At 72.3% G+C, this 25,425-nt stretch carries 24 protein-coding genes, 1 pseudogene and 1 riboswitch; of the genes and pseudogenes, 7 read left to right on the top strand and 18 right to left on the bottom strand.

What is annotated here, in order from left to right:
* Positions 1-14: 14 nt before the first annotated feature.
* The 10 genes from ACZ7MG_RS25015 to ACZ7MG_RS25060 all read right to left on the bottom strand — a co-directional run bounded on the left by ACZ7MG_RS25015 (position 15) and on the right by ACZ7MG_RS25060 (position 10,254).
* Positions 15-725 (bottom strand): gamma-glutamyl-gamma-aminobutyrate hydrolase family protein, encoded by a 711-nt coding sequence (locus tag ACZ7MG_RS25015; RefSeq protein WP_471946158.1) that lies wholly within the window; start codon positions 723-725, stop codon positions 15-17.
* An 8-nt stretch (positions 726-733) separates the two neighbouring features.
* Positions 734-2,227: an aldehyde dehydrogenase gene (locus tag ACZ7MG_RS25020; RefSeq protein WP_471380661.1), complete on the bottom strand. Its 1,494-nt coding sequence runs from the start codon at positions 2,225-2,227 to the stop codon at positions 734-736.
* A gap of 133 nt (positions 2,228-2,360) precedes the next feature.
* Entirely contained in the window at positions 2,361-3,821 is a 1,461-nt protein-coding gene (locus tag ACZ7MG_RS25025; protein WP_471380663.1) for an APC family permease, read from the bottom strand.
* Positions 3,822-4,019: 198 nt separating this feature from the next.
* The gene (locus tag ACZ7MG_RS25030; RefSeq protein ID WP_471380665.1) at positions 4,020-4,643 is read right to left on the bottom strand and encodes a TetR/AcrR family transcriptional regulator; all 624 of its coding nucleotides are present in this window, start codon (positions 4,641-4,643) and stop codon (positions 4,020-4,022) included.
* 59 nt (positions 4,644-4,702) lie between these two features.
* Positions 4,703-5,548, bottom strand: coding sequence for a fumarylacetoacetate hydrolase family protein (locus ACZ7MG_RS25035; protein ID WP_471380667.1), 846 nt, complete (start codon positions 5,546-5,548; stop codon positions 4,703-4,705).
* A gap of 14 nt (positions 5,549-5,562) precedes the next feature.
* Positions 5,563-6,468, bottom strand: coding sequence for a 3,4-dihydroxyphenylacetate 2,3-dioxygenase (locus ACZ7MG_RS25040; protein ID WP_471380669.1), 906 nt, complete (start codon positions 6,466-6,468; stop codon positions 5,563-5,565).
* On the bottom strand, positions 6,461-7,921 hold the full coding sequence (locus tag ACZ7MG_RS25045) for an aldehyde dehydrogenase (RefSeq protein WP_471380670.1): 1,461 nt from the start codon (positions 7,919-7,921) through the stop codon (positions 6,461-6,463). The genes ACZ7MG_RS25040 and ACZ7MG_RS25045 overlap by 8 nt, the downstream gene beginning before the upstream one ends.
* A 99-nt stretch (positions 7,922-8,020) precedes the next feature.
* Positions 8,021-8,833 carry an acetoacetate decarboxylase family protein gene (locus ACZ7MG_RS25050; RefSeq protein WP_471380671.1) on the bottom strand — a complete coding sequence of 271 codons (813 nt, stop codon included), beginning with the start codon at positions 8,831-8,833 and terminating at the stop codon, positions 8,021-8,023.
* Positions 8,834-8,845: 12 nt separating this feature from the next.
* Positions 8,846-10,060 carry an NAD(P)/FAD-dependent oxidoreductase gene (locus tag ACZ7MG_RS25055; protein WP_471380673.1) on the bottom strand — a complete coding sequence of 405 codons (1,215 nt, stop codon included), beginning with the start codon at positions 10,058-10,060 and terminating at the stop codon, positions 8,846-8,848.
* Between the two features lie 5 nt (positions 10,061-10,065).
* Positions 10,066-10,254, bottom strand: a complete 189-nt coding sequence (locus ACZ7MG_RS25060; protein ID WP_086755097.1) for a ferredoxin — start codon at positions 10,252-10,254, stop codon at positions 10,066-10,068.
* Between the two features lie 165 nt (positions 10,255-10,419).
* On the opposite strand from ACZ7MG_RS25060, the gene ACZ7MG_RS25065 reads away from it, so the two are divergent.
* The 3 genes from ACZ7MG_RS25065 to ACZ7MG_RS25075 all read left to right on the top strand — a co-directional run bounded on the left by ACZ7MG_RS25065 (position 10,420) and on the right by ACZ7MG_RS25075 (position 14,420).
* Positions 10,420-11,790 carry a glutamine synthetase family protein gene (locus ACZ7MG_RS25065; RefSeq protein ID WP_471380674.1) on the top strand — a complete coding sequence of 457 codons (1,371 nt, stop codon included), beginning with the start codon at positions 10,420-10,422 and terminating at the stop codon, positions 11,788-11,790.
* Between the two features lie 20 nt (positions 11,791-11,810).
* Positions 11,811-13,115 (top strand): cytochrome P450, encoded by a 1,305-nt coding sequence (locus tag ACZ7MG_RS25070; protein ID WP_471380676.1) that lies wholly within the window; start codon positions 11,811-11,813, stop codon positions 13,113-13,115.
* A 129-nt stretch (positions 13,116-13,244) separates the two neighbouring features.
* Entirely contained in the window at positions 13,245-14,420 is a 1,176-nt protein-coding gene (locus tag ACZ7MG_RS25075; RefSeq protein WP_471380678.1) for an FAD-dependent monooxygenase, read from the top strand.
* 69 nt (positions 14,421-14,489) lie between these two features.
* Here the strand turns inward: ACZ7MG_RS25075 and ACZ7MG_RS25080 are convergent, their stop codons facing one another.
* The 5 genes from ACZ7MG_RS25080 to ACZ7MG_RS25100 all read right to left on the bottom strand — a co-directional run bounded on the left by ACZ7MG_RS25080 (position 14,490) and on the right by ACZ7MG_RS25100 (position 18,953).
* Positions 14,490-15,305: an ABC transporter ATP-binding protein gene (locus tag ACZ7MG_RS25080; protein ID WP_471380680.1), complete on the bottom strand. Its 816-nt coding sequence runs from the start codon at positions 15,303-15,305 to the stop codon at positions 14,490-14,492.
* Entirely contained in the window at positions 15,302-16,399 is a 1,098-nt protein-coding gene (locus ACZ7MG_RS25085) for a FecCD family ABC transporter permease (protein ID WP_471380681.1), read from the bottom strand. Before ACZ7MG_RS25085 ends, ACZ7MG_RS25080 begins: the two co-directional genes overlap by 4 nt.
* On the bottom strand, positions 16,396-17,457 hold the full coding sequence (locus tag ACZ7MG_RS25090) for an ABC transporter substrate-binding protein (RefSeq protein ID WP_471380683.1): 1,062 nt from the start codon (positions 17,455-17,457) through the stop codon (positions 16,396-16,398). Before ACZ7MG_RS25090 ends, ACZ7MG_RS25085 begins: the two co-directional genes overlap by 4 nt.
* Before the next feature lie 68 nt (positions 17,458-17,525).
* A riboswitch (cobalamin riboswitch) is annotated at positions 17,526-17,732 on the bottom strand.
* On the bottom strand, positions 17,730-18,149 hold the full coding sequence (locus ACZ7MG_RS25095) for a RidA family protein (RefSeq protein ID WP_471380685.1): 420 nt from the start codon (positions 18,147-18,149) through the stop codon (positions 17,730-17,732). It overlaps the preceding riboswitch by 3 nt.
* A 138-nt stretch (positions 18,150-18,287) precedes the next feature.
* On the bottom strand, positions 18,288-18,953 hold the full coding sequence (locus tag ACZ7MG_RS25100) for a DUF6215 domain-containing protein (RefSeq protein WP_471380686.1): 666 nt from the start codon (positions 18,951-18,953) through the stop codon (positions 18,288-18,290).
* A gap of 316 nt (positions 18,954-19,269) precedes the next feature.
* Between ACZ7MG_RS25100 and ACZ7MG_RS25105 the strand changes: the two genes are divergently transcribed.
* Both ACZ7MG_RS25105 and ACZ7MG_RS25110 read left to right on the top strand, forming a co-directional pair.
* Entirely contained in the window at positions 19,270-20,289 is a 1,020-nt protein-coding gene (locus ACZ7MG_RS25105; RefSeq protein ID WP_471380687.1) for a Gfo/Idh/MocA family protein, read from the top strand.
* Between the two features lie 28 nt (positions 20,290-20,317).
* Positions 20,318-20,599 (top strand): annotated as a pseudogene (locus ACZ7MG_RS25110) (RICIN domain-containing protein); the annotation flags it as partial.
* A gap of 28 nt (positions 20,600-20,627) precedes the next feature.
* Here the strand turns inward: ACZ7MG_RS25110 and ACZ7MG_RS25115 are convergent.
* Genes ACZ7MG_RS25115 through ACZ7MG_RS25125 form a run of 3 tightly spaced genes read right to left on the bottom strand, consistent with a single transcriptional unit; the run spans position 20,628 to position 23,488 of the window.
* A complete protein-coding gene (locus tag ACZ7MG_RS25115; protein ID WP_471380689.1) occupies positions 20,628-21,668 on the bottom strand; it encodes an L-idonate 5-dehydrogenase in 1,041 nt (346 codons plus the stop codon).
* 47 nt (positions 21,669-21,715) lie between these two features.
* On the bottom strand, positions 21,716-22,486 hold the full coding sequence (locus ACZ7MG_RS25120) for an SDR family oxidoreductase (RefSeq protein ID WP_471380690.1): 771 nt from the start codon (positions 22,484-22,486) through the stop codon (positions 21,716-21,718).
* 9 nt (positions 22,487-22,495) lie between these two features.
* A complete protein-coding gene (locus ACZ7MG_RS25125) occupies positions 22,496-23,488 on the bottom strand; it encodes a 2-hydroxyacid dehydrogenase (RefSeq protein ID WP_471380692.1) in 993 nt (330 codons plus the stop codon).
* A 166-nt stretch (positions 23,489-23,654) separates the two neighbouring features.
* On the opposite strand from ACZ7MG_RS25125, the gene ACZ7MG_RS25130 reads away from it, so the two are divergent.
* Both ACZ7MG_RS25130 and ACZ7MG_RS25135 read left to right on the top strand, forming a co-directional pair.
* Positions 23,655-24,422 (top strand): IclR family transcriptional regulator, encoded by a 768-nt coding sequence (locus tag ACZ7MG_RS25130; protein ID WP_471380694.1) that lies wholly within the window; start codon positions 23,655-23,657, stop codon positions 24,420-24,422.
* An 85-nt stretch (positions 24,423-24,507) separates the two neighbouring features.
* Entirely contained in the window at positions 24,508-25,341 is an 834-nt protein-coding gene (locus tag ACZ7MG_RS25135; protein WP_471380695.1) for an SDR family oxidoreductase, read from the top strand.
* The last annotated feature ends 84 nt before the right edge of the window (positions 25,342-25,425 follow it).

Here is a 25,425-nt window from a genome sequence, read left to right on the forward strand (position 1 = left end):
AGCGGCGGCCCGGTTCAGCGTCCGTCCCCGGCCGCCCGTACGAGCGCGTCGAAGAGGGCCTGCTGTACGGGGTCCTCTGAGGCCGTGTCCTCGGGGTGCCACTGCACTGCGGTGAACCAGCCGGGGGCGCCCGGGAGTTCTAGGCCCTCCACGGTGCCGTCGGCGGCGCGGGCGGTGATCTCCAGCCCCTCGCCGAGCACGTCCACCCGCTGGTGGTGGTAGCAGGACGCCTCCACCTTCTGTACGCCGGTGGCCCGCTCCAGCAGGGTGCCGGGTCGGAGCGCCACCGGGTGCACGAGGTGGCGGTGTTCGCGGTCGGGGCCGCCCATGTCCTGTTCCAGGGTGCCGCCGAGGGCCACGTTGACGACCTGGAGGCCCCGGCAGATGGCCAGCAGCGGGATGCCCAGGTCCAGGGCGGTGCGGGCGGCTCGGAGATCGAAGGCGTCCTGTGTCTCGTCCACGTCGTACACCTCGGGGTGGGTGTCGGTGGCGCCGTAGCGGTACGGGGCGAGGTCGCCGCCGCCCGGGAGCAGGACGCCGTCGAAGCGGGCGAGGCGGGCCGTCCCCTCGTTGTCGGGGGCCGGGTGGATGGTCGCGGGTTCGCCGCCCGCCCGCCAGACCGCCTCGACGAGCGCGCGGGCGTTGACCTCGGCGGCGTACCGCAGCGCGGAGGTGGTGGCGGCGAAACGGGCGGGAATCGCGATCAACGGCCGGGGTCGGGTCACGGATCGGGTCACAGCTGGATCCAGGTCGTCTTCAGCTCGGTGTACTTGTCGATGGCGTGGGCGGACTTGTCCCGGCCGTTGCCCGACTGCTTCATCCCGCCGAACGGGACGGTCAGGTCGCCCTCCTCGTAGCAGTTGACCCACACCGTGCCCGCCCGCAGCGCGCGCGAGACCTTGTGGGCGGTGGACAGGTCGGCGGTCCACAGGCCGGCGGCGAGGCCGTACTCGGTGGCGTTGGCGAGCCGTACGGCCTCGTCGAGATCGTCGAAGGTGAGGACGGACAGGACGGGGCCGAAGATCTCCTCACGGGCCAGCCGCATTCCGGGGTCCACCCGGTCGAAGACGGTGGGCCGCAGATAGCTGCCGCCGGTGTCGGTGAGGGTGCGCTCGCCGCCCGCCCGCAGCCGCGCGCCCTCCTCGACACCGGTGCCGATGTGGTCGAGGACCCGGTCGAGATGGGCCTCGCGGACGAGGGCGCCCATCTCGGTGGCCGGGTCGAGCGGATCGCCGACGCGCAGCTCCCGGGCGCGGGCCACGATGGCCTCGGTGACGCGTTCGGCGACGGAGGAGTGCACCAGGAGCCGGGAGGGGGCGGTGCACATCTCACCCTGGTTGAAGAAGATGCCCCAGGCGGCGGTGGCGGCGGCCTTCTCCAGGTCGGGGGCGTCGGGGAGGATGATGTTCGGCGACTTGCCGCCCAACTCCAGCCAGACGCGCTTGAGGTTGGAGTCGGCGGAGTAGTGCAGGAAGTGCCGGCCGACGGCCGTGGACCCGGTGAAGGCGAGGACGTCCACGTCGGGGTGGAGGCCGAGGGCCCGCCCGGCGGTCGGGCCGTCACCGGCGATGACGTTGAGGACACCGGGCGGCAGTCCGGCCTCGGTGCCGATCCGGCCGAGGAGCAGCGCGGAGAGCGGGGAGTTCTCGGACGGCTTCAGGACGACCGTGCAGCCGGCCGCCAGCGCCGGGGCGACCTTCCAACTCGCCAGTGTGAGGGGGAAGTTCCAGGGCACCACCGCGCCCACGACACCCGAGGGTTCCCTGGTGACCAGGGCGAGGGAGTCGGGGGCGGTGTGGGGTGACTCGTCGGTGAGCTTGTCGGCCAGCTGCCCGTACCAGCGGAAGGTGGTGATCGCGGCGCGCAGTTCGATGTCGTGCGCCTCCGTGTACGGCTTGCCCATCTCCAGGGTGATGGTGAGGGCGAGCTTCTCCCGCTGTTCTTCGAGGAGTTCGGCGACGCGGAGCAGGATCCGGCCCCGGTCGGCGGGGGCGAGGCGGGGCCAGGGGCCGGAGTCGAAGGCGCGGCGGGCGGCGGCCACGGCGAGGTCGACCTCGGCGCTGCCCGCGTCGGCGACCTCGGCGAGGACCTGCCCGTCACGGGGGGACACGACGGCGAAGGAGGCGCCCCCGCCCGGTTCGTCCACCCCGTCGATGTGGTGCAGGCCGGGCAGCTCCAGCTCCTTGGCGCGGCGCAGCAGGGTGTCGTGGGCGGGGGCGGCGGGCATGGGCTCTCCTCTTCTTGTTGTGGGCTCGGCGGGACTCGAACGGAAACGGTGACGGCGAGCGGAGGCCGGTCCGAGCCGGTCAGGCGTCCGTGGCGGCCCGAGCCGGTCAGGCGACCCTGGCGGTCCGAGCCGGTCAGGCGTCCGTGGTGGTCCGCGCGCCCCGGGTCACCCGGGCCGCGACGAGACCCAGGACCAGGACCGCCGGGACGGTCAGCTGGAGCCACACGGCGGTGGTCCGGTCGCCGCCGATGAGCGTGGTGAAGTTCTCGATGATCAGCCAGATCGCCCAGGCGATGCCGAGCGCACCGAGGACGGGGGCGATCAGTGTGTTCCAGGGCCGGGTGTCGGCGCGGGAGCGGCGGAAGAAGACGACCACGGAGACCGAGGTCAGGAAGTAGAGGAGCATCATCGCGAGGACGGCCACGCCGCTGAACCAGGAGAACAGCGTCAGCACGGGGTCCTTGCCCAGCAGGGCGAACGGGAGGACCAGGGCCGCCGCGATCACGGTCTGGACGATGCCGGCGGCCCAGGGGGAGTGGCGACTGTTCAGCGAGGTGAGTCCGCGCGGCAGCAGGCCCTCGCGGCCCAGGGAGAACAGATAGCGGTTGGCGGAGTTGTGGAACGCCAGGATGCCGGCGAAGAGCGAGGTGGCCAGCAGGACGGGCAGGACGTCGCCGGTCCAGGCGCCGAACTCCGCCGCGATGGGGGCGAAGACCCAGCCCGCCGCGTCGCCGCCCTCCAGCGCCTTGCCCGCCTCCGCCGTCGCCTGGGAGGCGCCGTGCGCGGAGACCAGCATCCACGAGGTGAAGGCGAAGAAGCCGGTGACCACCGCGACCGACAGATAGGTGGCGCGCGGCACCGTCTTCTTGGGCTCCCGGGCCTCCTCGCCGTAGATGGCGGTCGCCTCGAAGCCGAACATCGACGCGACGGCGAACATCAGCGCCACACCGGGGGCGCCCTGGAGCGCCGCGTCCGGCGAGAAGCTGTCGGCGAAGCCGAGCCCCTCGGGGCCGCCGCCCTTGAAGAAGGTCACGAAGGCGAAGGCGATCAGGATGCTGAACTCCGCCAGCACGAACACGGCCAGCACCTTGGCGCCCATCTCGATCCCGGCGGCGCCGAGGATCTGCACGACCACCATCGTCACCAGCGCCCACACCCACCAGGCGACGTCGACCCCGGCATAGTGCTCGACGAGACCGCTCACCGTGGCGCCGTAGAGCCCGTACATCGCGGCCTGGATGGCGCAGTAGGCGAAGAGCGCGACGCCGGCGCTGCCGGAGCCGGTGGACCGGCCGAGGCCCTTGCCGATGTAGGTGTAGAAGGCTCCGGCGTCCACGACATGGCGGCCCATGGCGACGAAGCCGATGGAGAACAGCAGGATCACCACACCGGCCACGACGTACGCGGCCGGGACCCCGGCCCCGTTGCCGATGACGACGGCGATGGGGACGGCGCCGGCGATACCGGTCAGCGGCGCCTGGGCGGAAAGGACGAAGAAGAGGATGCCCAGGACGCCGAGGGAATCGGGCTTGAGCCTGCCTGCCGTGGAGGGGTCTTGCGCGTGGTGCGGGGCGACCGCCGTCTGACTGTCCACTCGGATCACCTGTCGGGGACGGGGAGGGATGGGATTCGTTTAGGCCCAAACGAGTTGCCTCATCGTGGGCTGGAACTATCCGTTTGGCAAGGGGTCACGTGAAGATTTTCGGCAGGTGTGACAGGGCCGCGCGGGCACGTCCACGGGCATGCCGAAAGGCCCCGGACGCCGAGACGCCCGGGGCCGCGACCGCTGAGGTCAGAGGCCCTGTGGGTGGTCGTCGCCGTTCGCGTGCAGCAGCCGCAGAAGGGCGCGCAGTTCCTCCACGGCCCGGTCCGTGACCTCCGGCTCGTTGAAGACGAGCTGGTGCAGGACGAGACCGTCCAGCGCGGCGAAGACCAGCCGGGTCAGCGCCTTGTCCGCGCCGGCGGGCAGCATCCGGCCCAGCTCGCGCTGGGCGGCGTCGAAGTACTCGTCGTACAGCTCACGGATCTGCGGCAGCAGCTCCGGGCGGCGGCGGGACTCCAGCAGCAGTTCGTACTGGAAGGCCTGGGTGTCCGGATCGGCCGTGACCATCTCCGACAGCCCGGTGGAGAAGTCCGCGACCTTGCCGGTGCCCGGCTCCAGGGAGCTGGTGTCGAGCGAGGTGCGGATGGTGTGGGCGAGGGCCTCCTCGATCAGCGCGTCCCGCGACCCGAAGTGGTGCACGACGAGCCCATGGGTGACCCCCGCCTCCTCCGCGACCGCCCGATAGGTGAGCTTGCGCAGCCCGCCCCGCGCCACCACGTGCACGGCGGCGTTCAGCAGGGCCTCGCGGCCCTCGCCGTAGTGGAGGCGCTTGCGTGGCCGTCGGCTCTCGGGGACGTCGGCGGAGTCGGTCATGCGCGTGACCCTACCCGCCTTCCTCCCACCGGCCACCTGCCCGTCTCCACCCCGGGACGTCACCGCCGGGGCGGCCGCACGCCACGGAACTCCCAGTCGCCGCCGAGTGCCGTGGACAGCACCTCCTCGGACTCGGTGGGCTGCGCGCCCACGTCGGTACGTACGGCGGTGGGGCCGGTGACGATGTGGTTGGTGAGCCGGCCGAGGCCCTCCACCTCCACCTCCACGACATCACCGGGCTGTACCGGCCGGGAGTTGGCCGGGGTGCCGGAGAGGAGTACGTCGCCCGGGTACAGCGTGATGGTGCGGGCGATGTCGGCGACGAGATAGTGCATGTCCCACTTCATCTCGTCCGTCGAACCGTCCTGGACGACCTCGCCGTTGACGTACGTCCGCAGCCGCTTGCCGTGGAAGTCCCAGTCGGTGACGAGCCCCGGGCCCAGCGGGCAGAGGGTGTCGGAGCCCTTCACCCGCAACATCGAACCGGCGTCGGTGTCCCGGAAGTCGTGCAGCCCGTAGTCGTTGGCGACCGTGTAGCCCGCGATGTACGCGCCCGCGTCCTCGGGCGCGATGTTCCGCGCGGTCCTCCCGATGACGATGGCGACCTCGCCCTCGTAGTTGAGCCACTTGCAGCCCTCGGGCCGGACGATCGCGCCCTGGTGGGAGTTGAGGGAGGAGGTCGGCTTGTGGAAGTAGGTGGGTGTCTCCGGCAGATCGATCCGGAACTCGTCGACACGGCTGCGGTGGTTGAGGTGGACGGCGACGATCTTCGACGGCACGACCGGCGGAAGGTGGTGGGCCTCCTCGGTCTTGACGCGGCGGCCGTCCCCGGCGACCAGTTCGTCTCCGTCGACGGTGACCTGGACGGTGGCCCCGTCGAGGAGGATGCGGCGGTACTCGGGCATGGCGGGGGGCCTTTCTAGGGGAGCGGGTGAGGGGCGCCGGTCCAGCCGGCGGCCGGGCGGTCGAACCACAGGTGCACCTGTCCGGTGCCGACGGAGTTCTCGTACTCGCCGTACTGCCGGCCCTTGGCGACACAGGCCTGTTCGCCCAGCGCGCCGGCCAGCATCAGGTAGTGGAAGAACTTCGCCTCGGGCTTCTGCTTCCAGAACGCGTCCATGGTGTCGAGGACCTTGTCGTGCCGGCCCTCCTTGAACCACGCGATGCGCTCGTAGTCCGCCGCGCGGGCCTCGGGCGTACGGATGTGCACCGGGTCGCTGGCCTCGTGGTCCCGCAGCTCGCGCAACGGCCAGAAGGTGTGCGACAGCGCACCGGAGGCGATGATCAGGACCCGCCGCCCGGGAGTCGCGGCGATCCCGTCGGCCAGCGCCCGCCCCAGCCGCAGATGGTCCTCCATGTCCCCGGTCTGACAGACCCCGATGGTCACCCACCGCTTGTCCGGCAGACCCTCGCCGAGGAACTTCCAGAGGTTGATCGTGGCGTAGTAGATCGGTAGGTACTCGTCCTCGATCGCGGTGATCCAGGTGCCGTGCTTGTCCGCGAACTTCTCGATGTTCAGGGCGAGTTCGGGATCACCGGGGAAGTCGTACGGCATCCGGCACATCCCGCGCGGCAGCTCCTCGGAGGTGAAGAGCCCGGCCCGGCGCGCTTGCGCGGCGACGACGAACTCGACGGTCGTCGCCCAGTGCGAGTCGAGGACCACCACAGTGTCGTAGTCGTCGCGCTCGAAGACGTCCCGGCGCAGCTCCCGCAGACCGGTGACGAGGGTGATCTCCTTGCCCTCGTTCAGCTCCAGCCGGTCGGCCTCCGGCAGCACGATGGTGGGCACATGGGCGAGGAGCCCCGCCCCGACGATCTCACCCATGGCTGTTCCATCCGTTCGGTGCGGTCACGGTGTTCTTCAGGTCGCAGTAGAAGTCGAAGCTCCAGGTGCCGCCCTCCCGGCCGACGCCGGAGTGCCGGGAGCCGCCGAAGGGCGCCCGCAGATCGCGGACGAAGAAGCAGTTCACCCACACCGTGCCCGCCACCAGCCGCCCGGTCACCCGCGCGGCGCGCTCGGTGTCACCGGTGGCGACGGTGGCCGCCAGCCCGAACCGGGTGTCGTTGGCGAGCCGGACCGCCTCGTCCTCGTCGGCGAAGGTCTGCAGCGTCAGGACCGGCCCGAAGACCTCCTCCTGCACGATCTCCGAGTCCTGGGCGACCTCGGTGAGCAGCGTGGGCGCGTAGTACTGCCCGTCGTTGCGATGCCCGCCGATGACCACCCGGGCCCCGTCCGCGACGGCCCGCCGCACGAACCCGTCGATCTTCTCCAGCTGTCGGGGATGGATGTTGGGCCCGATGTCGGTGGCCTCGTCCCGGGGATCCCCCTGTACGAGGGCGCCGGCCTTCTCGACGAACCGCCGGGTGAACTCCTCGGCGACCGACTCCTCGACGAGGAACCGCGTCGCCGCCAGACACACCTGCCCGGCGTTGTCGTACTGCTCCACCGCGAGGTCGACGGCCAGCTCCAGATCGGCGTCCGCGAACACCAACAGCGGTGATTTGCCGCCCAGTTCGAGGCTGAGCGGGGTGAGGTTGGGCGCCGCCGACGCGGCGATCCGCTTGGCTGTCGGCACCGACCCGGTGAAGCTGATCCGCCGTACGTCCGGATGCGAGGTGAGCGCGTCACCGATCTCCGACCCGTACCCCTGCACCACATTGAGCACCCCGGCGGGCAGCCCCGCCTCGGCGGCGATGTCCGCCAGCAGCGACGCGGTCAGCGGCGTCCACTCCGCGGGCTTCAGAATCACCGTGTTACCGGCCGCCAACGCCGGCGCGACCTTCCAGGTGGCCAGCATCAGCGGTGCGTTCCACGGCGTGATCAGCACGGACGGCCCCGCCGGATCCCAGCTCACACGATTGCCGTGCCCGCGCGTCTCGAACTCCTCGTGCTCCAACGTCAGCAACCAGTCCGCGAAGAACCGGAAGTTGTGCGCCACCCGGGGCATCACACCCCGACGGTGCGACCGCAGCAACGCCCCGTTGTCGTTCGTCTCGACGATCGCCAACTCTTCGAGCCGCTTCTCGACCCCGTCGGCGATGGCGTGCAGGATCCGGGCACGCTCGGCGCGCGAGGTGGCGGCCCAGGAGGGAAACGCCTCCCGAGCAGCGACCACAGCGGCCTCGACCTCGACGGCACCACCGCGAGCGATCTCGCCGAGGACGCGCCCGTCGATGGGGGAGACGTCGGTGAAGGTCTCGGCAGAGGCGACCCGCCGCCCACCGATCCAGTGCCGGGTGTCGACGGAGACCCCGGCGACGGTGATTTTGTCAGACATGAAAGGGGATTCCTTTTGAGAGAAGGGCCAGACCAACCCACCCAGGGGCGCGGGGAACTGCGCGACCAGCCACAACGAACCCGCACCCGCCCACAAACCTCACTCGGCACCCGCCTCGGACGTCCCGGACTCCAACAACCGCCCGCCGTCCCAGACAACCCCCACCTGCCGGTAGTACGCAGCGATCGGCTCACGAACCTCCAGCCGAGCCAACTCCTCCGTAGGCGCCTCGAACAACTCCAACTCCGCCTCACCCACCCAAGGCTGCCCCCCCTCGAAGGCCGCCGCCCCGGTCTCGATCAGCTCATCGAGCGCCAACCCCTTCCCCTTTTCAATGGCCGGCAGCCACCGGTGATGGGCCATGGGATGCGCGTTCACGAACCCGTTCGTCTCCGCCGGCTCCCGCAGCGTCACCACCGCCTGGGCCAACCGCCGGTCGGCCGCGGCGAGCGTCGCCCCGAACCGCGCCCCCGCCGCGATCCGCGGAGCGGGCCCGTACGGATGGGGCCGCGTCTGATGGATGGACCCGAGCTTCTTCGGATACCCCTGGTGCAGCCCCCGGGCGATCGCGAAGTCCTTGTCGACCCAGATGTAGACGCACCGCGAGTACGTCCGCCCCTTGTACGCGCAGCGGACGACGGCGAAGGCCTCCTTGTACTGGGAGAGGACGGGGTCGAGCAGTTCCGCCCCCGAAGCCGAGCAGGACTGCCAGTCGGCCCAGATCAGCGCGACCGCACCGGGGTCCTCGTCGGCCAACTCCAAAGGCTCCGGCAGCAGTTCACGCACCCGCGCCGGATCCGTGCGGTACTCGACGGTGAGCAGGTCGCCCGAGTAGCGCCACGGCGGGGAGGGGATCAGCGACGAGGCACCGCTCGCCGTCTTGGGGTGGAAGTATCCACGGACAGCAGACATGACAGGGGTTCCTTACGCGGTGAGGGCGGGCTGCTTGAGCAGTTCGGCGCGGTAGCGGGCGGCGGCGGACACGGCCTGGGGGCCGCCGAGCGCGACGACACCGACCAACCGGTCGCCGTGGTGGTAGCCGACCAGGACGTCCCCATCCGGGTCGCCGTCCAGGACCCGTACGTCGTCCCGGCCGAGCGCGGGCGCGCCGAAGGACTGGAGCCGGAAGTCGTGCTGGTCGCTCCAGAAGGTGGGCAGCGGCGCGAAGGGCGGCGGCTCGGCTCCGGTGAGGACCTTCGCCGCGTGCTTGGCGGTGTCCGTGGGGATGGACCAGTGCTCGACCCGGCGGGGTACGCCGTCGTAGCGGGCGTTGGGGAACCGGGCGACGTCACCGACGGCGACCACGTCCGGCCGCCCGCCGACCCTGAGCTGTTCGCAGGTGAGCACGCCGTCGGAGAGGTCGAGCCCGTTGCCCTCCAGCCACTCCACGTTGGCGAGCGAGCCCACCGACTCCACGACCACGTCGGCGGGCAGTACGGTGCCGTCGTCGAGGACCACGCCCGTGACCCGGTCCTCGCCCGCGAACCCGGCGACGCCCGTGCCGAGCGCGAACCGCACCCCGCGCTCCTCGTGCCGCCGCAACAGCGCGCGCCCGAGGAGTTCGCCGAGGGGGCCGACCATGGGCAGCGGCAGCGGATCGACGACGGTGACCTCGGCGACGCCGAGCCCCACGGCGGTGGCGGCGACCTCGCAGCCGATGAACCCGGCGCCGACCACGACCACCCGGACCCCGGGCCGGGTCAGCTCCTCCCGCAGCCCCTGCGCGTCGGCGAGGGTGCGGACCGTGTGCCGGCCGGCCAGGGGGCCGGGGCAGCTCAGCCGCCGGGGCCGCATCCCGGTGGCGACGACCAGACCGTCGTACGCGAGCACCGAGCCGTCGTCCAGTTCGACGGTCCGCTCGTCGAGGCGGGCGGCGACGACCCTGGTGCCGAGCCGCCACTCCACGTCGGCCACGCTCGCCCGGGGGCGGAAGGCCAGCGACTCGAAGGGCGCCTTTCCGGCCAGCACCTCCTTGGAGAGCGGGGGCCGGTTGTACGGCATGTGGGGCTCGTCGCCGACGACGGTGACCGCCCCGGTCCAGCCGGCCGCGCGCAGCTGCTCGGCGGCCCGCAGCCCGGCCATGGAGGCACCGGCCACCACCACGCGGCCCGCTCCCGTGTCCGTGTCTGTCCCTGCCATGGGGCTCAGGCCTCGATCCGGATGGCCTGGAGCGGACAGACGTCGGCGGCTTCCTCGACCTCGTCGAGCAGCGCGTCGTCGGGATCGCTGACGTAGGCCAGGCGCCCGTTCCCGTCGAGCTGGAAGACGTCGGGGGCGGCGAAGACACACTGTCCGTGGTCCTGGCACTTGTTCATGTCGACGACGACCTTCATGGGGACCTCCAACTCGTTTGGCTTCAAACAACATAAGAAGTCGTCCACCCCTGGTCAATACCTGTCCAGGTGGATAATTTTTCCGTCCGACCCCCTTGCGGGCCGCTGTGGTCGTTCTTATCGTTTGGCACCAAACAACTGGTCCGAGCCGCCGAGGAGACAACGGTGAGCGCATCCGAAACACCGGCCGTCAGGCACCAAGCCGTCGCGCACCACCAGGAGCGGCTGGCCGCCGAGGGCATCGACGTGGTCCGGGTGACCTATCCGGACCTGATCGGCACCGACCGGGCCCGTGACGTGCTGCTGGAGCAGCTGCCGACGGCCTGCGAGCACGGACTCGCCTTCTGCAAGGCCGTCTACCACACCTCACCGCAGGGCGATGTCGTCCCCGTCGCGGGCGGTCTGGACGCCGGGCTGCCGGACATCCACGTCCGCCCGGACCTCGACACCCTGGTCGCCCTGCCCTGGGAGCCCGGCGTCGCCACCTGTCTCGGCGAGACCATCGACCCGGCCACCGGGGCACCCGCGCCCGAATCGCCCCGCGACTTGCTGCGCTCGGTGCTCGCGCGCTGCGCCGAGCAGGGGCTGCGCCCGGTGGTCGGCCCCGAGCTCGAATACTTCCTCTGCGACGAGGACCCCGGCTCTCCGAGCGGCTGGAAGCGGTACTCGGGCGCCGCCGGTGCCGTCTACACCGCCGGCCTGCGCGCCGACCCCGACAACCACCTCCTGCGCACCCTGCGCCACCTGCGCGATCTGCGCATCGGCGTCACCAACGGCAACCACGAGTTCGACGGCGGCCAGTTCGAGATCAACCTGACGCACTCCGAGGCGCTCTCCGCCGCCGACCGCTCCTTCCGCTTCAAGGCCGCCGTCAAGGAACTCGCGCGCAAGGAGGGCCGCCTCGCCACCTTCATGGCCCGGCCCTTCAACGACGCGGGCGGCTCCGGCTTCCACCTCCACCTCTCCTGCGACGACGAGCAGGGGCACAACGCCTTCGACGACCCGGCCGGGCAGTACGGGCTGTCCGCGACCGCCCGGCACGCCATCGCCGGTGTCCTCGCCCACGCCCCGGCGCTCGCCGCCCTCGCGAACCCGACGGTCAACTCCTACAAACGCTTCGGCCCGGACACCCTCGCCCCCTGGCTGATCGACTGGGGCCTGGACAACCGCAGCGCCATGGTCCGCGTCCCGCCCGAGCGCGGCTCCGGTGCCCGCCTCGAACTGCGCCTCGGCGACGCCGGCGCCAACCCGTATCTGCTGATCGCCGGCACGATCGCCGCCGCGCTGCTCGGCGTCCGGGCGGGCGAGGAGCCCCCGGCCCCGCTGGAGGGCTACGGCTACGACACCGCCCGCTCGGCCGTCCTGCCGATGGGTCTGTCCGCCGCCCTCGACGCGCTGGAGGCGGACACCGCCCTCACCGAGATCCTCGGCAAGGACTTCACCACCTCGTACCTCAGCTACAAGCGCGACGAGGTCGAACGCTTCCAACGGCACGTCACCGACTGGGAGTTCACCGAGTACGCCTACCACCTGTGACGCCCGGGAGAACCACCACCATGACCGCTTCCGCCCACCTTCCCACCGCCTTCGCACGCGAGGCCGTGGAAGAGCCCATGCCGCTGGACGACGTGGACCTCGCCGACCTCGACAACTTCACCGACGGCGTCACCCCCTGGCGCATGTTCCACACCCTGCGCCACGAGGACCCGGTGCACTGGCAGCCGGAGGACGCCCCCAACTCCGGTTTCTGGGCGGTCACCCGGCACGCCGACATCGCCCGCGTCGACCGCGACGCCGAGGCCTTCACCTCGACGAAGTTCGTCAACCTCGAAGAGGTCGACGAGGACCAGATCCGCACCCGCGCCTCCATCCTGGAACTGGACGGCGTCCGCCACCGCGCGCTGCGCAGCGTGATCCAGCGGCAGTTCGGCGCCGGCGTCATCAACAGCTACACCGACTTCCTGCGCGGCCTGACCGCCACCACCCTCGACACGGCCCTCGCCAAGGGCACCTTCGACTTCGTCGCCGACGTCTCCGCCGACTTCCCCATCAACGTCCTCGCCCGGCTCCTCGACGTCCCCCCGGAGGACAACCAGAAGCTCATCGACTGGGGCAACCGCATCATCGGCAACACCGACCCCGACTACGCGGACGTCCTGCTGAACAGCGCGGAGAGCGAGCAGTACCGACACCTTCCGTTCCGCTCACCCGCCTCCCTCGAAGTCTTCGAGTACGGCCGCGAGTTGGCCCGGCAGCGCCGCGGCGGCGACGGCACCGACCTGGTCTCCAAGCTCGTCAACACCACCCCGCGCGACGGCGTCCCGCTCTCCGCGCAGGACTTCGACAACTACTTCCTGCTCCTCGTCGTCGCCGGCAACGAGACCACCCGCCACACCATCACCCACTCCATGCTGGCCCTGCTCCAGCACCCGGAACAGCTCGCCCGCCTCCAGGAGGACCCCTCCCTGATCCCGGTGGCGACCGAGGAGTTCCTGCGCTGGGCGTCCCCCGTCTACCACTTCCGCCGCACCGCGACCCGGGACGTCGAACTCGGCGGCAAGCAGGTCAAGGAGGGCGACAAGGTCGTCATGTGGTACGCCTCCGGCAACCGCGACGAGGCGGTCTTCGGCGACCCGTACGCCTTCGACGTGGCCCGCGCCGACAACGACCATGTCACCTTCGGCAAGGGCAGCCCGCATCTGTGCCTGGGCAATCTGCTGGCCCGCACCGAGATCCGCATCATGTTCGAGGAGCTGATCCCGCGCCTCGCCGACATCCGCCTCGCCGGCGAGGTGCCCCGCGTCCGCTCCAACTTCGTCAACGGCATCAAGAAACTCCCGGTCGAGGTCACCCTCGCCTGAGCCCCGGCCCGAACCGAGTCGGTCGCCTTCCCTCCGTGCGCCCGCGCGCGGCGACTTCGCGTCGTCGCACGCCTGCCCCCGCCGCTCGTCCGCCGGTAGCGTGGGACGGTATCGACCTGAGGTGGGGGCATGAGGGCGATCGTCGTGGGGGCGGGCATCGGCGGGCTGGCCGCGACGCTGAGTCTGCGGCACGCCGGGTGCGAGGTGACCCTCGTCGAGCAGGCGCCGCGCTTCACCGAGATCGGCGCCGGAATCCAGCTCGCGCCCAACGCCACCCGTGTCCTGCGCCGCCTCGGCGTCCTCGACGCGGTCGCCGCCCGGTCCAGCCGGCCGTCCCGGCTGTCCTTCCGTACCTGGTCCGACGGCAGCGAGATCTGCCACTACGCGCTGGGCCGCGCGGCCGAGGACGCGTTCGGGGCGCCGTATCTCCAGGCCCACCGGGCCGATCTGCACGCGGCCCTGGCCGCCGCCGTGCCGTCCGACGCGGTGCGGCTGGACACCGTGGCCGTGGGCATCGACCAGGACGACACCGCCGCGCGGGTGACGACGGCCCACGGCGACCGCTTGTCGGCCGACCTCGTCGTCGCCGCGGACGGCGTACGATCCGCGGCCCGCCGGTGGCTGTTCGGCGCCGACGAGGCGCTGTTCTCGGGGACCGCCGCCTACCGCTCGCTGCTGCCGGCCGCGCGGGTGGCCGACCTGGACCTGCCGGAGTACGCCCTCTGGCTCGGCCCGGGGCGGCACTTCGTGCACTACTGGGTGCGCGGCGGCGAACTGCTCAACGTCGTGGGCGTCGTGGGTGTCGTCGGCACCGACGCGGCCCGTGAGTCCTGGACCGCCCGCGCCGAGCCGGAGGAGCAGCTGCGGGCGTTCGAGGGGTGGGACCCCCGGGTGCGCGACGTCCTCGGCCGCACGGGCACGGTGCTCCGGTACGGCATCCACACCCGGGCCCCGCTCGCCCGCTGGAACATCGGCCGGGTCACCCTGCTCGGCGACAGCGCCCACGCCATGGTGCCCTTCCACGCCCAGGGCGCCGCGCAGGCCCTGGCCGACGCGGCCGTCCTCGGCGACTGCCTCACGGGCGCGGCACCGGCCGACGTACCCGACGCGCTCGACCGTTACGTGCGCCGGCGGCTGACCACCGCCACGCGGGTGCAGACCGGGTCGGCGCGGGCCGGCGAGGACTACCACCTCCCGGACGGACCGGAGGCACGCGCCCGCAACGCCCGGCTGGCCGCGCAGGCGACGGAGAACGAGTTCGGCCCGCACGCGGGCGCGTGGGGGGTCGACGCGGCGGACGCGTAGGCGCCGTAGCGCCCCCCGTCACCGTCCCTGACCCGCCCCCGCCAAGCCCACCCCCGTCCTGCCCGTCCCCTAGGCGACCGGTCCCAAAAAGCGGATGTGTGGCCGGTCGTCGGGGCCGGGCTGGGTGATCGTGGCTCGGACGCCGTAGACGTCGGCTATCAGGGGCTCGGTGAGGATGTCGTGCGGGGTGCCGGCGGCTACGACGCGGCCCTGTTTGAGGATCACCAGCTGGTCGCAGTACATCGCGGCGAGGTTGAGGTCGTGGAGGGCGACGACGGTGGTCAGGCGGAGTTCGCCGATCAGGGTCAGCAGGGCCAGCTGGTGCTGGATGTCGAGGTGGTTGGTCGGCTCGTCCAGAAGGAGTTCGCGCGGCTCTTGGGCGAGGGCGCGGGCGATCTGGACCCGCTGCCGCTCCCCGCCGGACAGCGTGTGCCAGGACCGGTGCGCCTTGTCGGCCAGACCGGTGCGGGCCAGCGCCGTACGGACGGCCTCCTCGTCGGCCGGGGCGACGGGCGTCCAGGCCCGACGATGCGGGACCCGCCCCAGCCGTACGACATCCAGGACGGTCAACTCGACCTGGGTGTCCGCCTGTTGGGCCACGACCGCGATCCGCCGGGCGACCGCGCGGCGGCCCACCCGGTCGAGCGGCCGGCCGTCGAGCGTGACGACACCGGAGGCGGGCGCGATGACCCCCGCGAGCAGACGCAGCAGCGTGGACTTGCCCGAACCGTTGGGGCCGAGCAGCCCGGTGACGGTCCCGGGCCGCGGCGCCAGACCGACCCCGTCCAGGATCAGCGTGCCGTCCGCGCTCCGCGAGACCCGCTCGGCCCGCAGCCCGGCGGAATCCATCAACCCCGTGGCGTCCGCGTCCGCGTTGTCCGTCATCGGGTGCTCCTCGTCCGGTACATGATCGCGACGAACGCCGGGACGCCGATCAGGGACGTCACCACACCCACCGGCACCTCCTGCGGGTCCAGGACGGTACGGGCGAGGGTGTCGACCCACACCAGGAACACCGCCCCGGCCAGCGCGGTGGCCGGCAGCAGCCGTCCGTGCCCGGAGCCGGTCAGCGCGCGGGCGGCGTGCGGCAGGACCAGCCCGACGAAGCCGATCGCCCCGGCCGAGGCGACCAGCGCCGCCGTCAGCAGCGCGGTGACGCACAGCAGCACCAGCCGGGTGCGGGCCACGGACACCCCGAGCGAGGCCGCCGCGTCCTGCCCGAACGCGAACGCGTCCAGCGCGTGGCCGTGCCCCAGACAGACCAGCAGCACCCCGACCAGCACCGCCAGACACACCGTCACATCCGTCCAGTCCGCCCCGCTGAGCGAGCCGAGCAGCCAGAACAGCACCGCGCGGGTCGTCTCGGCGTCGGCGGCCGTCATCACCATGAAGGAGGTCAGCGCGGAGAACAACTGCATCGCCGCGACACCGACCAGCACCACCCGGTCCGTCGTCCCGCCGAGGATGTGGCTGAGCAGCAGCACCAGCCCGAAGGAGACCACCGCTCCCACGAACGCGCCCCCGGACACGGACAGCGCGCCGCCGCCCACGCCGAGCACCACGACCACGACCGCGCCGGTCGACGCCCCGGAGGAGACGCCCAGCACGAAGGGGTCGGCCAGCGGATTGCGCAGCAGCGACTGCATCACCGCGCCGCACACCGCCAGCCCGGCCCCGCACACGGCGGCCAGCAGGGTGCGCGGCAGCCGCAGATTCCACACGATGCCGTCCCGGATGGGCGTCAACTCCGTGTGTCCCCAGCCGAGATGGGCGACCACCGTGGACCAGACGTCGACCACACCGATGTCCGCCGGTCCGATGGTGATCGCCACGGCCACGGAGAGCGCCAGTGCCACGAGCCCGGCCACCCACGCCACCGATCGCCGCACCACCCGCACGACGAACGGCGCCCCCGCCCCGGCCCTATTAACCGCCCCCGCCCTGGCCTCCGCCCCCGCATCGACCTCCGCCCCCGTCATCCCGCGAGGCCGTACGCGCGGAGCGCCGCCGCCACCTTCTCCACGCCCTCGACGGTGCGGACGGTCGGGTTCATCGCCTGCCCGGACAGCAACACGTACCGCTTCTTCTTCACCGCCGTCATGTTCCTGGTGACGGGATCGGACTCCAGGAACTCGATCTTCTTCGCCGCCGTCTCCGCCGTCTGCTGCTTGCGGACCAGATCGCCGATGACGAGGACATCGGGGTCGCGGTCGGCGACGGTCTCCCAGTTGACCTGGGGCCACTCCTCGTCGGTGTCGTCGAAGACGTTCTTCGCGCCCAGTTCACGGGTGATGACACCGGGGGCACCGCAGCAGCCCGCGAGGTACGGGGACTGGGCGTTGGCGAACCAGTACATGACGGTCACGCCCTCGGCGTCCAGGCCCGTGGTCGCCTTCTCCACCCGGGACCTCAGCTCGGCCACCAGCTTCTCGCCGCGCTCCTCGACCCCGAAGATCCGCGCCAGATCGCGGACCTCGCCGTAGACCGCGTCCATCGTCAGCGGCTCGGTGCGGACGCCGTCGCCGTCTCCGCTGTTGTCCTTGCCGACGCAGTCGGAGGGCGAGAGATAGGTGGGGACGCCGAGCTTCTCGAACTCCGCCCGGGTCGCCACCCCGCCCTTGCCGAGGGTGGAGGCGAACGAGGAGACGACGAGGTCGGGTTCGGCGTCCAGGACCTTCTCGAAGGAGGGCGCGTTGTCGGCGAGCCTCGGCACCTTCGCGTCGGCCTTCTCCAGGGCCTTCGGCAGCGGGTCGGTCCAGGTGGCGGTGCCCGCCATGCGGTCGGCGAGGCCGAGGGAGAGCAGGATCTCGGTGGTGCCCTGGTTGAGGGAGACGGCACGCTGGGGCGGGCTGTCCACCCGGACCCGCTCACCGCAGTTGTCGAGGGTGACCGGATGACCGGCGGACTCGCCCGCGGCCGCCCCCGAGGCGGCGGACCCGGCGGACCCGTCGGACCCGGAGCCCCCGCAGCCGGTCAGCAGCAGCGAACCGGCGGCCAGGAAGAGGACGGCATGACGGACAGGACGTGCGAGCGGCACGGGACTTCCTTCGGCGTCGAGGGCTCATGCGCGAAGCCCGGTCGTACGGAGCTGTCCCGGGCACCCCTCGGCGCCGGGGACCGCCAGCAGGTCTTCGGACTCGGGGTCACCCGGACGGGACGCCTTCCCGGACCGCGATCGTGACCGCCGTCCAGTGGCCGTTGCCCCGCCCGTCACCCTCACCGCTGCGCGTCAGCTCCGGATTCCCACCGGATTCCCTGACCCGTACGCCCACTTGCGCGCACACGAGTTCGACTGGCGTCGGCAAGCTATCACAGGCCCTCTCCGTCGACGACCGCCGTGGCCTCGATCTCCACCAGGTGTTCGGGGATGTCGAGGGAGGCGACGCCGAGGAGGGTGACCGGTGGGGTCGCGGTCACACCGAGCTTGGTGGCCGCCCGGGAGATGCCCTCCAGGAGGGTGGGCATCTTGTCGGGGCTCCAGTCGACGACGTGGACGTTGAGTTTCGCCACGTCGTCGAAGGAGGCGCCGGCCCCGGCCAGTGCGGTGCCGACGTTCAGGTAGCACCGCTCGACCTGCGCGGCCAGATCGCCCTCGCCGACGGTGACGCCGTCGGCGTCCCAGGAGACCTGTCCGGCGACGAAGACCAGCTTCGTGCCGGTCGCGACCGCCACCTGCCGGTACACGTCGATCTTCGGCAGTCCGTCGGGGTTCAGAAGGGTGATGGACATGTCGTACGCCTCCTCGTCATGAGCGCCCGAGGGGCTCATGTGCTCTCTCGTGGTTACCCGGTAACCGTAGGAGAGTGGCCGCTGACGTGGAAGAACGCACTTTTCGGTGCCTGGGTTACCGCACGGTGACCCAGCAGTTCAGGCGGCGGGTTTCCACCCCGGGATCGTCGGCAGGACCTTCTCGGCGACACGGAACAGGGCCGCGTCGTCGGGGATCTGGGAGTCCTGGCGGTAGATGACGAGCTCGAAGGTGCTGCCGCTGTCCTCGGGGTCGGTCGCGACCAGCAGACGGCGGGCGACGCCTCCGGGGCCGGACTGGGGGTCACTGCCGTCGAGCCCGAAGGAGATGGCGATGGTCTGCCCCGAGTACAGGGCCGCCTTGTGCCCGAGGACCGTCCTGGTCTCGGCGCCGGCGCCCAGATAGCCGACCGACTCGGCGACCGGGAGGTCCTCGTACGACGCCGACAGCTCCACGGTGTAGGTGTCCAGCTTGACGGTCGCCTCCGGGGTGACGGTCTTCGTGCCGTCGGCCCAGGTGGACTTGCTGTCGCTGCCCGACGCGGTCACCGCCTGCTCGGTCGGTGTGCCGAGGAGTCCCGGCAGGTCGGAACGGTTCAGCGCGGTGCACAGCCGCGCACCGGAGATCTTGCCCCGCGCCGCCGGCGAGGCGTCGTCCGAGGCCGAGCAGGTCGCCGGTCCCAAGGGCTCCTGCGTCCCGTCGAGGAGGTCCCCCAGAAACCACAGGGTGCCCAGGATCATTCCGACGGTCGCCACCGCCGAGAACACCTGGGCCCCGGTGCTCATTTCCTTCCTGGGCCCGGATCCCGCGCCTGCCCCTGCGCCCGCCCCCGTGCCTGCCCCCGCGCCCGCCCCTGACCCTGCCGGCGAACCCGCAGCGGACCCCGTGAAATCGTCGACCATGCCCCCGTGCCCCCACGTTGATGTGCACACGCCTCACGCGCGCCGGGGGAGCCTAACCGGTGACCGTCACGCGGGGAAACGGAATTCCGCCGAGCCGTGGATGGGCATGATGGCCCGGTGGCCCGGCGCCACGAGACGGCCGACCGCCTGCCGGGCCCCCTCGTCGTCGGCCACGAAGGGCACGAAAGGACGGAACGGTATGACTGAGCACGGCTCCCTCGGTGTCGCCGTCATCGGCACCGGCCGGATGGGCGCCGACCATGTGCGCCGGATCGCCGAGGTGATCAGCGGAGCCCATGTGGCCGCCGTCGTCGACCTGGACACCGACCGGGCCGAGGCGATCGCCGCCGGTGTCGAGGGCTGCGCGGCCTACGGCGACCCGGCCGAGGCGCTGGCCGCCCCCGGTGTCGACGCCGTCCTCGTCGCCTCCCCGGGCCCCGCCCACGAGGCCGCCCTGCTCACGGCCTTCGCGCACGATCTGCCCGTCCTGTGCGAGAAGCCCCTCACCCCGGACTCCGCCTCCGCGCTCCGGCTGCTGGAGGCGGAGCAGCGCCTCGGCCACCGCCGGGTGCAGGTGGGTTTCATGCGCCGCTACGACCGCGAGTACGTCAGGCTCAAGTCCCTGCTGGACAGCGGCGAGTTGGGCCGACCACTGCTGCTGCACCAGCGGCACCGCAACGCCTCGGCCCCGCCCGGCTTCACCGACGCCATGGCCATCAACGACTCCGTGGCGCACGAGATGGACGTCACCCGCTGGCTGCTCGGCCACGAGATCACCGCCGTCACCGTGCTGCGGCCCCGGCCGACCGCGTACGCCCCCGAGGGCCTGAGCGACCCCCAGTTCGTCGTCTTCGAGACCGACCGAGGTGCCGTCGTCGACGTCGAGATCTTCCTCAGCGCCCGCTACGGCTACCAGGTGCAGGCCGAGGCCGTCTGCGAGAACGGCACGGCCCGCATCGGCGACGGACACGACATGCTCGTCACCACGGCGGGCCGCTGGGGCGGCACGGTCACCCCGGGCTACCTCGAACGCTTCGAGGACGCCTACGACCGTCAGGTCCAGGCATGGGTCGACGCCACCCGGCGCGGCGAGGTCACCGGACCCAGCACCTGGGACGGGTACGCCGTCGCCGCGATCTCCGAGGCGGGCGTCCGCGCCCAGCGCGAGGGAGTCCGCGTCGAGGTCGACCTCGTAGACCGCCCGGCCCTTTACCGCTGACCGCGACAGCCGGCCCCATACATGTGACGTCGGCGACGGCCTCTACCGGCTGGAGAACCGGGCCGGCGGCCTGGTCGCCGACGGCGGTGGTGCCACCGCGAACGGCGCCACGGTCCGACAGGCGGCCTGGAACGGCGGGACGAACCAGCAGTGGCTGATCACCCACCGGGGCGACGGCCGCTACTCCCTGGCCAACCGCACCACGGGCCTCGTCCTCGACGGCGGCGGCAACGTCTCCGCCGGGTCCGCCGCCAAGCAGTGGGCCTGGGGCACCAGCACCAACCTGCTGTGGACCTTCACCGAGGTCTGAACCCCGGGACTCGGCGCCCGCCGCCCGCTCATGCCTCCCCGGACAGGTCCAGCAGCACCTTGGAGGCGACCGTCCGGTCCTGAGCGGTGTCGAACGCGGCGACGGACCGCTCCAGCGGGAAGGTGTGCGTGACGACCGGGTCGACCGGGAGGCCCTGGGCCAGCAGGGACAGGGCCTCGTCGAACTCGGTGTCGAAACGGAAGGAGCCCCGCAGCTCCAGCTCACGGGTGACCGCCACATTGCCGAGCAGCCCGATCTCCCCGGGCGGCAGCAGCCCGAGCATCACCACGACCCCGCCCCGCCGGGCCCGTTCCACACAGCTGCGCAGCCCGGCCGGCGCCCCGGACGCCTCCACGGCGACGTCGAAGACCCCGGCCCAGTTCGGGTCGTCGGGCCGGTCGGCCCGCGCCACGGCGGTGGCGCCCACCGCGGTCGCGATCCGCAGCGGCTCCTCGTGCAGATCGCTGACGACGACCTCGGCGGCGCCCGCGTGCCGCAGCGCCGCCACGACCAGACAGCCGATCGGCCCGGCCCCGGTGACCAGGACCCGCTTGCCGCTCACCTCGCCCGCCCGGCGCACGGCGTGCAGCGCCACCGACAGCGGCTCGGCGAGCACGGCCCGGTGCAGGCCGAGCCCCGGCGGCAGCGCCCGGACCTGGTCGGCGGGCACGGTGATGTGCTGCGCGAACCCGCCCTGCACATGCGGGGTGTGGGCCGCGCTGCCCAGATAGCGGGTGTGGGCGCAGACGTTGCGGCTGCCGCGCGCGCACTCGGGGCAGACCCCGCAGGGCGTGGCGGGATGGATCGCGACGGGCGTGCCCACCGCCGGGGCGTCCGGCCCCTCGACCCCGTCGCCGAGGGCGGTGACATGGCCGACCACCTCATGGCCGAGCACCATGGGCTCGCTCACCGCGAAGTCGCCCACCCGGCCCCGGTGGTAGTAGTGCAGATCGCTGCCGCAGATCCCGCCGAGGGCGACGGCGACCGCGATCTCACCGGGCGCGGGACCGTCGTACGGCCGCTCCTCGACCCGGAGGTCGCCGGCTCCGTGGACAACACAGGCGTGCATGGGGCTCCTTGGGAGGTCGGCCGGGGGCGGCCAGGGGGTCGGCCGGGTCACAGGACAGACAGCATGCCGCCGTCGACGTACAGCAGCTGGCCGTTGACGAAGTCCGAGGCGGGGGAGGAGAGGAAGAGCAGGGCGCCGACGAGGTCCTGGACGTCGCCCCAGCGGCCGGCCGGCGTCCGCCCCCGCACCCAGGCGCTGAACTCCTCGTCCGCGACCAGCGCGGAGGTCAGCTCGGTGTCGAAGTAGCCGGGGCCGATGCCGTTGACCTGGATGCCGTGCGGGCCGAGGTCGGCGCACATGCCCTTGGTGAGCATCTTCAGGCCGCCCTTGGTCGCCGAGTAGGGCGCGATACCGGGGCGGACCGCCTCGCTCTGCAGCGAACAGATGTTGACGATCTTGCCGTGGCCCCGGGGGACCATCCGGCGGGCGACCTCGCGGCCCACGAGGAAGGCGCTGGTGAGGTTGGTGTCGAGCAGGCCGTGCCAGTCCTCGTCGGTGAACTCCAGGAACGGGGCCCGGCGTTGGGCGCCGGTGTTGTTGACGAGGATGTCGATCGGTCCGACGCGGTCCTCGATCCGGGTGACGGCGGCGGCCACGGCGGCGGAGTCGGTGACGTCGAAGGCCTCCGCGAGGACCGCCTCGCCGAAGGCCTCGGCCAGTTCCCCACGGGTGGTCTCCAGGACGGCGGTGTCCCGGCCGTTGAGGACGACCGTGCAGCCCGCCTCCAGCAGGCCGGTGGCCAGCGCCCGGCCGATGCCGCGGCTCGAACCGGTGACCAGGGCGACCTTGCCGGTGACGTCGAAGAGGGGGTGGCTCATACGGACCTCTCAGGGGTGGTTCGGTGCGGAGGGGATCGCGGCGCCGCCCGGCAGCGGGGTGCGCGCCGGGCCGCCCGCGAGGACGTCGAGGATGTTGTCGACGGCGAGGTCCACCATGGCGGCCCGCGTGGCCTCGGTGGCCGAGCCGACATGGGGGAGGGCCACCACGTTGGGCTCGCCGACCAGGGGCGACAACTCGGCGCCCATCGGCTCGCGTGCGAAGACATCCAGACCGGCGGAGTGGATGGTCCCGTTCCGCAGCGCCTTGAGCAGGGCGTCCTCGTCCACGACACCGCCCCGCGCGGTGTTGACCAGGGTCGCGGTCGGCTTCATGGCCGCCAGCTCGGCCGCGCCGATGAGATGACGGGTCCCCGGGGTCAGCGGGACGTTGAGCGAGACCACGTCGGACTCGGCGAGCAGGGTGGGCAGGTCCACCGGGGTGGAGAGCGCGTCCTCGGGCGCGGACCGGCTGTGGTGCAGCACCCGCATACCGAAGCCGTGGGCCCGGCGGGCCACCGCCCGCCCGATCTGGCCGTACCCGACGATGCCGAGCGTGGCGCCGTACACGTCCAGGCCCAGGTGGTCGCCCATGCGCGGCACGTCCCACCGCCCGGCGGTCAGCGCGTCGCCGGCGGCGCCCAGCAGGCGGCGGGCCATCAGGATCAGCGCGAAGGTCAGGTCGGCGGTGGTCTCGGCGAGGACGCCGGGGGTGTGGGTGACCACGACACCCCGCTCGGCGGCGGCCTCCCGGTCCACGGCGTCGAAGCCCATGCCGGCCAGCGCGACGACCTTCAGCGACGGCCCTGCGGCGTCCAGCAGGGCGGCGTCCACCCGGTCGTTGCCCAGACAGAGGATGCCGCTCGCCCCGGGGGCGAGGGCGTGCAGCTCGGCCGGTTCGGGTCTGCCGGGCCCGTCCCAGCGCACCGCCTCCACACGGTCGGTCAGCCGGTCGAGGCCGCCGCCGGGAAGGACGGGCCGGGTGATGAGCACGCGCTGCGTCATACACGACTCCCTGATTTTCCCACTGAGTGGAAAAGTTGTCTGCTCAATGGAAAGCATCGTCGGCGTGACGGGCGTCCGCTGTCAACCACCGCGCGACCGGGCCGTGCGGGACGGCGGGCCGCACCGCTGAGTGGGAGGGCTTTCCGGCCAGTGGTAACTTGCCGCTGTGACTGGGAGCGAAGTACCGGCGGACGTGGTCGGGCGGGCGATCCGGCTGCTCGTCCTGGTGGGGGAGCGCCCGCACGGCATCACCCTGTCCGAACTGGCCCGCGCCAGCGGCGTCCCCGTCAGTACCGCGCACCGGCTGGTCAACTCCCTGTGCCGCGAGGGCCTGGTGGAGTTCGAGTCCGACGGCAAGCGCTACAAACCGGGCCTCAGACTCTTCCAGCTCGGCCAGCAGGCGGGCCAGGTGTACGGATTCGCCGGCACCGCCCTCCCCGTGATGCAGCGCGTGACACGGCAGACCGAGGAAGCCACCCTGATGTCCGTCCTCGACGGCACCCGGCACCTGTACGTGCACTACGTGGACGGCCCCCTGCCGGTCGGCGTCCGCAGCGACCCCGGCCGCCACGGCCCGCTGCACTGCACCTCGATGGGCAAGGTCCTGATGGCCTTCGCCCCCGACGACGTACGCGCCGACCTCCTGGACCGCGTCGACCTCACCCCGCACGGCCCGAACAGCGTCACCGACCGCGACGTCCTGCGCGCCCAGGTCGCCCGCGCCGCCGAACTCGGCTACGCCACCGCCGACGAGGAGCACCACGCCGGGCTGCGCGCCGTGGCCGTCCCGATCCTGCGGCCCGACGGCACCGTCTTCGCCGCCCTCTCCACCGCCGCGCCCGCCTTCCGCCGCAGCCTGGACGACCTCGTCGCCATGGTCCCGCTGCTGCGGTCGGCGGCGGACGAGCTGGGCGTCCGGCTCCCGGCCCGCTGACGCACCCTCCCCACGGGCCCCGCGGAGGGGGATCCTCACCCTGAGGGCGCGCGGGAGCGCCCGCCGACCGGGAGGGGCGACCGACATGGGGCACCACGACGGACACCACGACGGACAGCGAACGGGACCGTTGGCGGGCAAGACCGCGCTGGTCACCGGGGCCGGGACTGGGATCGGCCGGGAGACGGCGCTGATGCTCGCGGAGGCGGGCGCGACCGTCATGCTCGCCGGACGCCGACAGCATGTCCTGGACGAGGTCGCCGCCGTCATCGAGGACGCGGGCGGCACGGCGGTCACGCACTCCACCCATGTCGAGAACGCCGACGAGGTACGGGAGTTGGTCGACCGGACCCGGGAGACCGCCGGGCCCGTCGACATCCTGGTCAACAACGCGGGCGGCGCGAGCAAGGCCGTCGACGTGCGCTGGACCGGCGAGGACGAGTGGAACGCCGTCCTGGGCGTCAACCTCACCGCCGTCTACCTGCTCACCCGGGCCGTCCTCCCGGACATGCTGGCGCGCGGCGGCGGCTCGATCATCACGATCTCCTCGCTGGCCGCGCTACGGCCCACCCTCCTGGGCGGCGCCCCCTACGGCGCGGCGAAGGCGGGCGTACGCAACTTCATGGCCTACCTCCACCACACCTTCCGCGACGACCTGATCCGCGCCACCTGCATCCTCCCCGGCGAGGTCAACACCCCGATCCTGGACGGCCGCGCCGCCCCGCCGGGCGAGGAGCAGCGGGCGGCCATGGTGCAGCCGCGGGACGTGGCACGGGCCGTACTGCTGTGCGCCACGCTGGCGCCGCGCACGGTCGTCGAGGAACTGGTCATCGCCCCCACCCGGCAGCGGGACACCTCCGCCGACATCGAGGCGAGCCGCTGGATCGGCGCCCCGGAGGAGGTCCGCCCGGCGAGGTGAGGAGGTCCGCCCGGCGAGGTGAGCGGGCCCGCACGCAGAACGTCCGGGCCGGCCCGTGCAGGGCCGACCCGGACGTCATGTCCG

Source organism: Streptomyces sp. NPDC107538, from assembly GCF_055657445.1.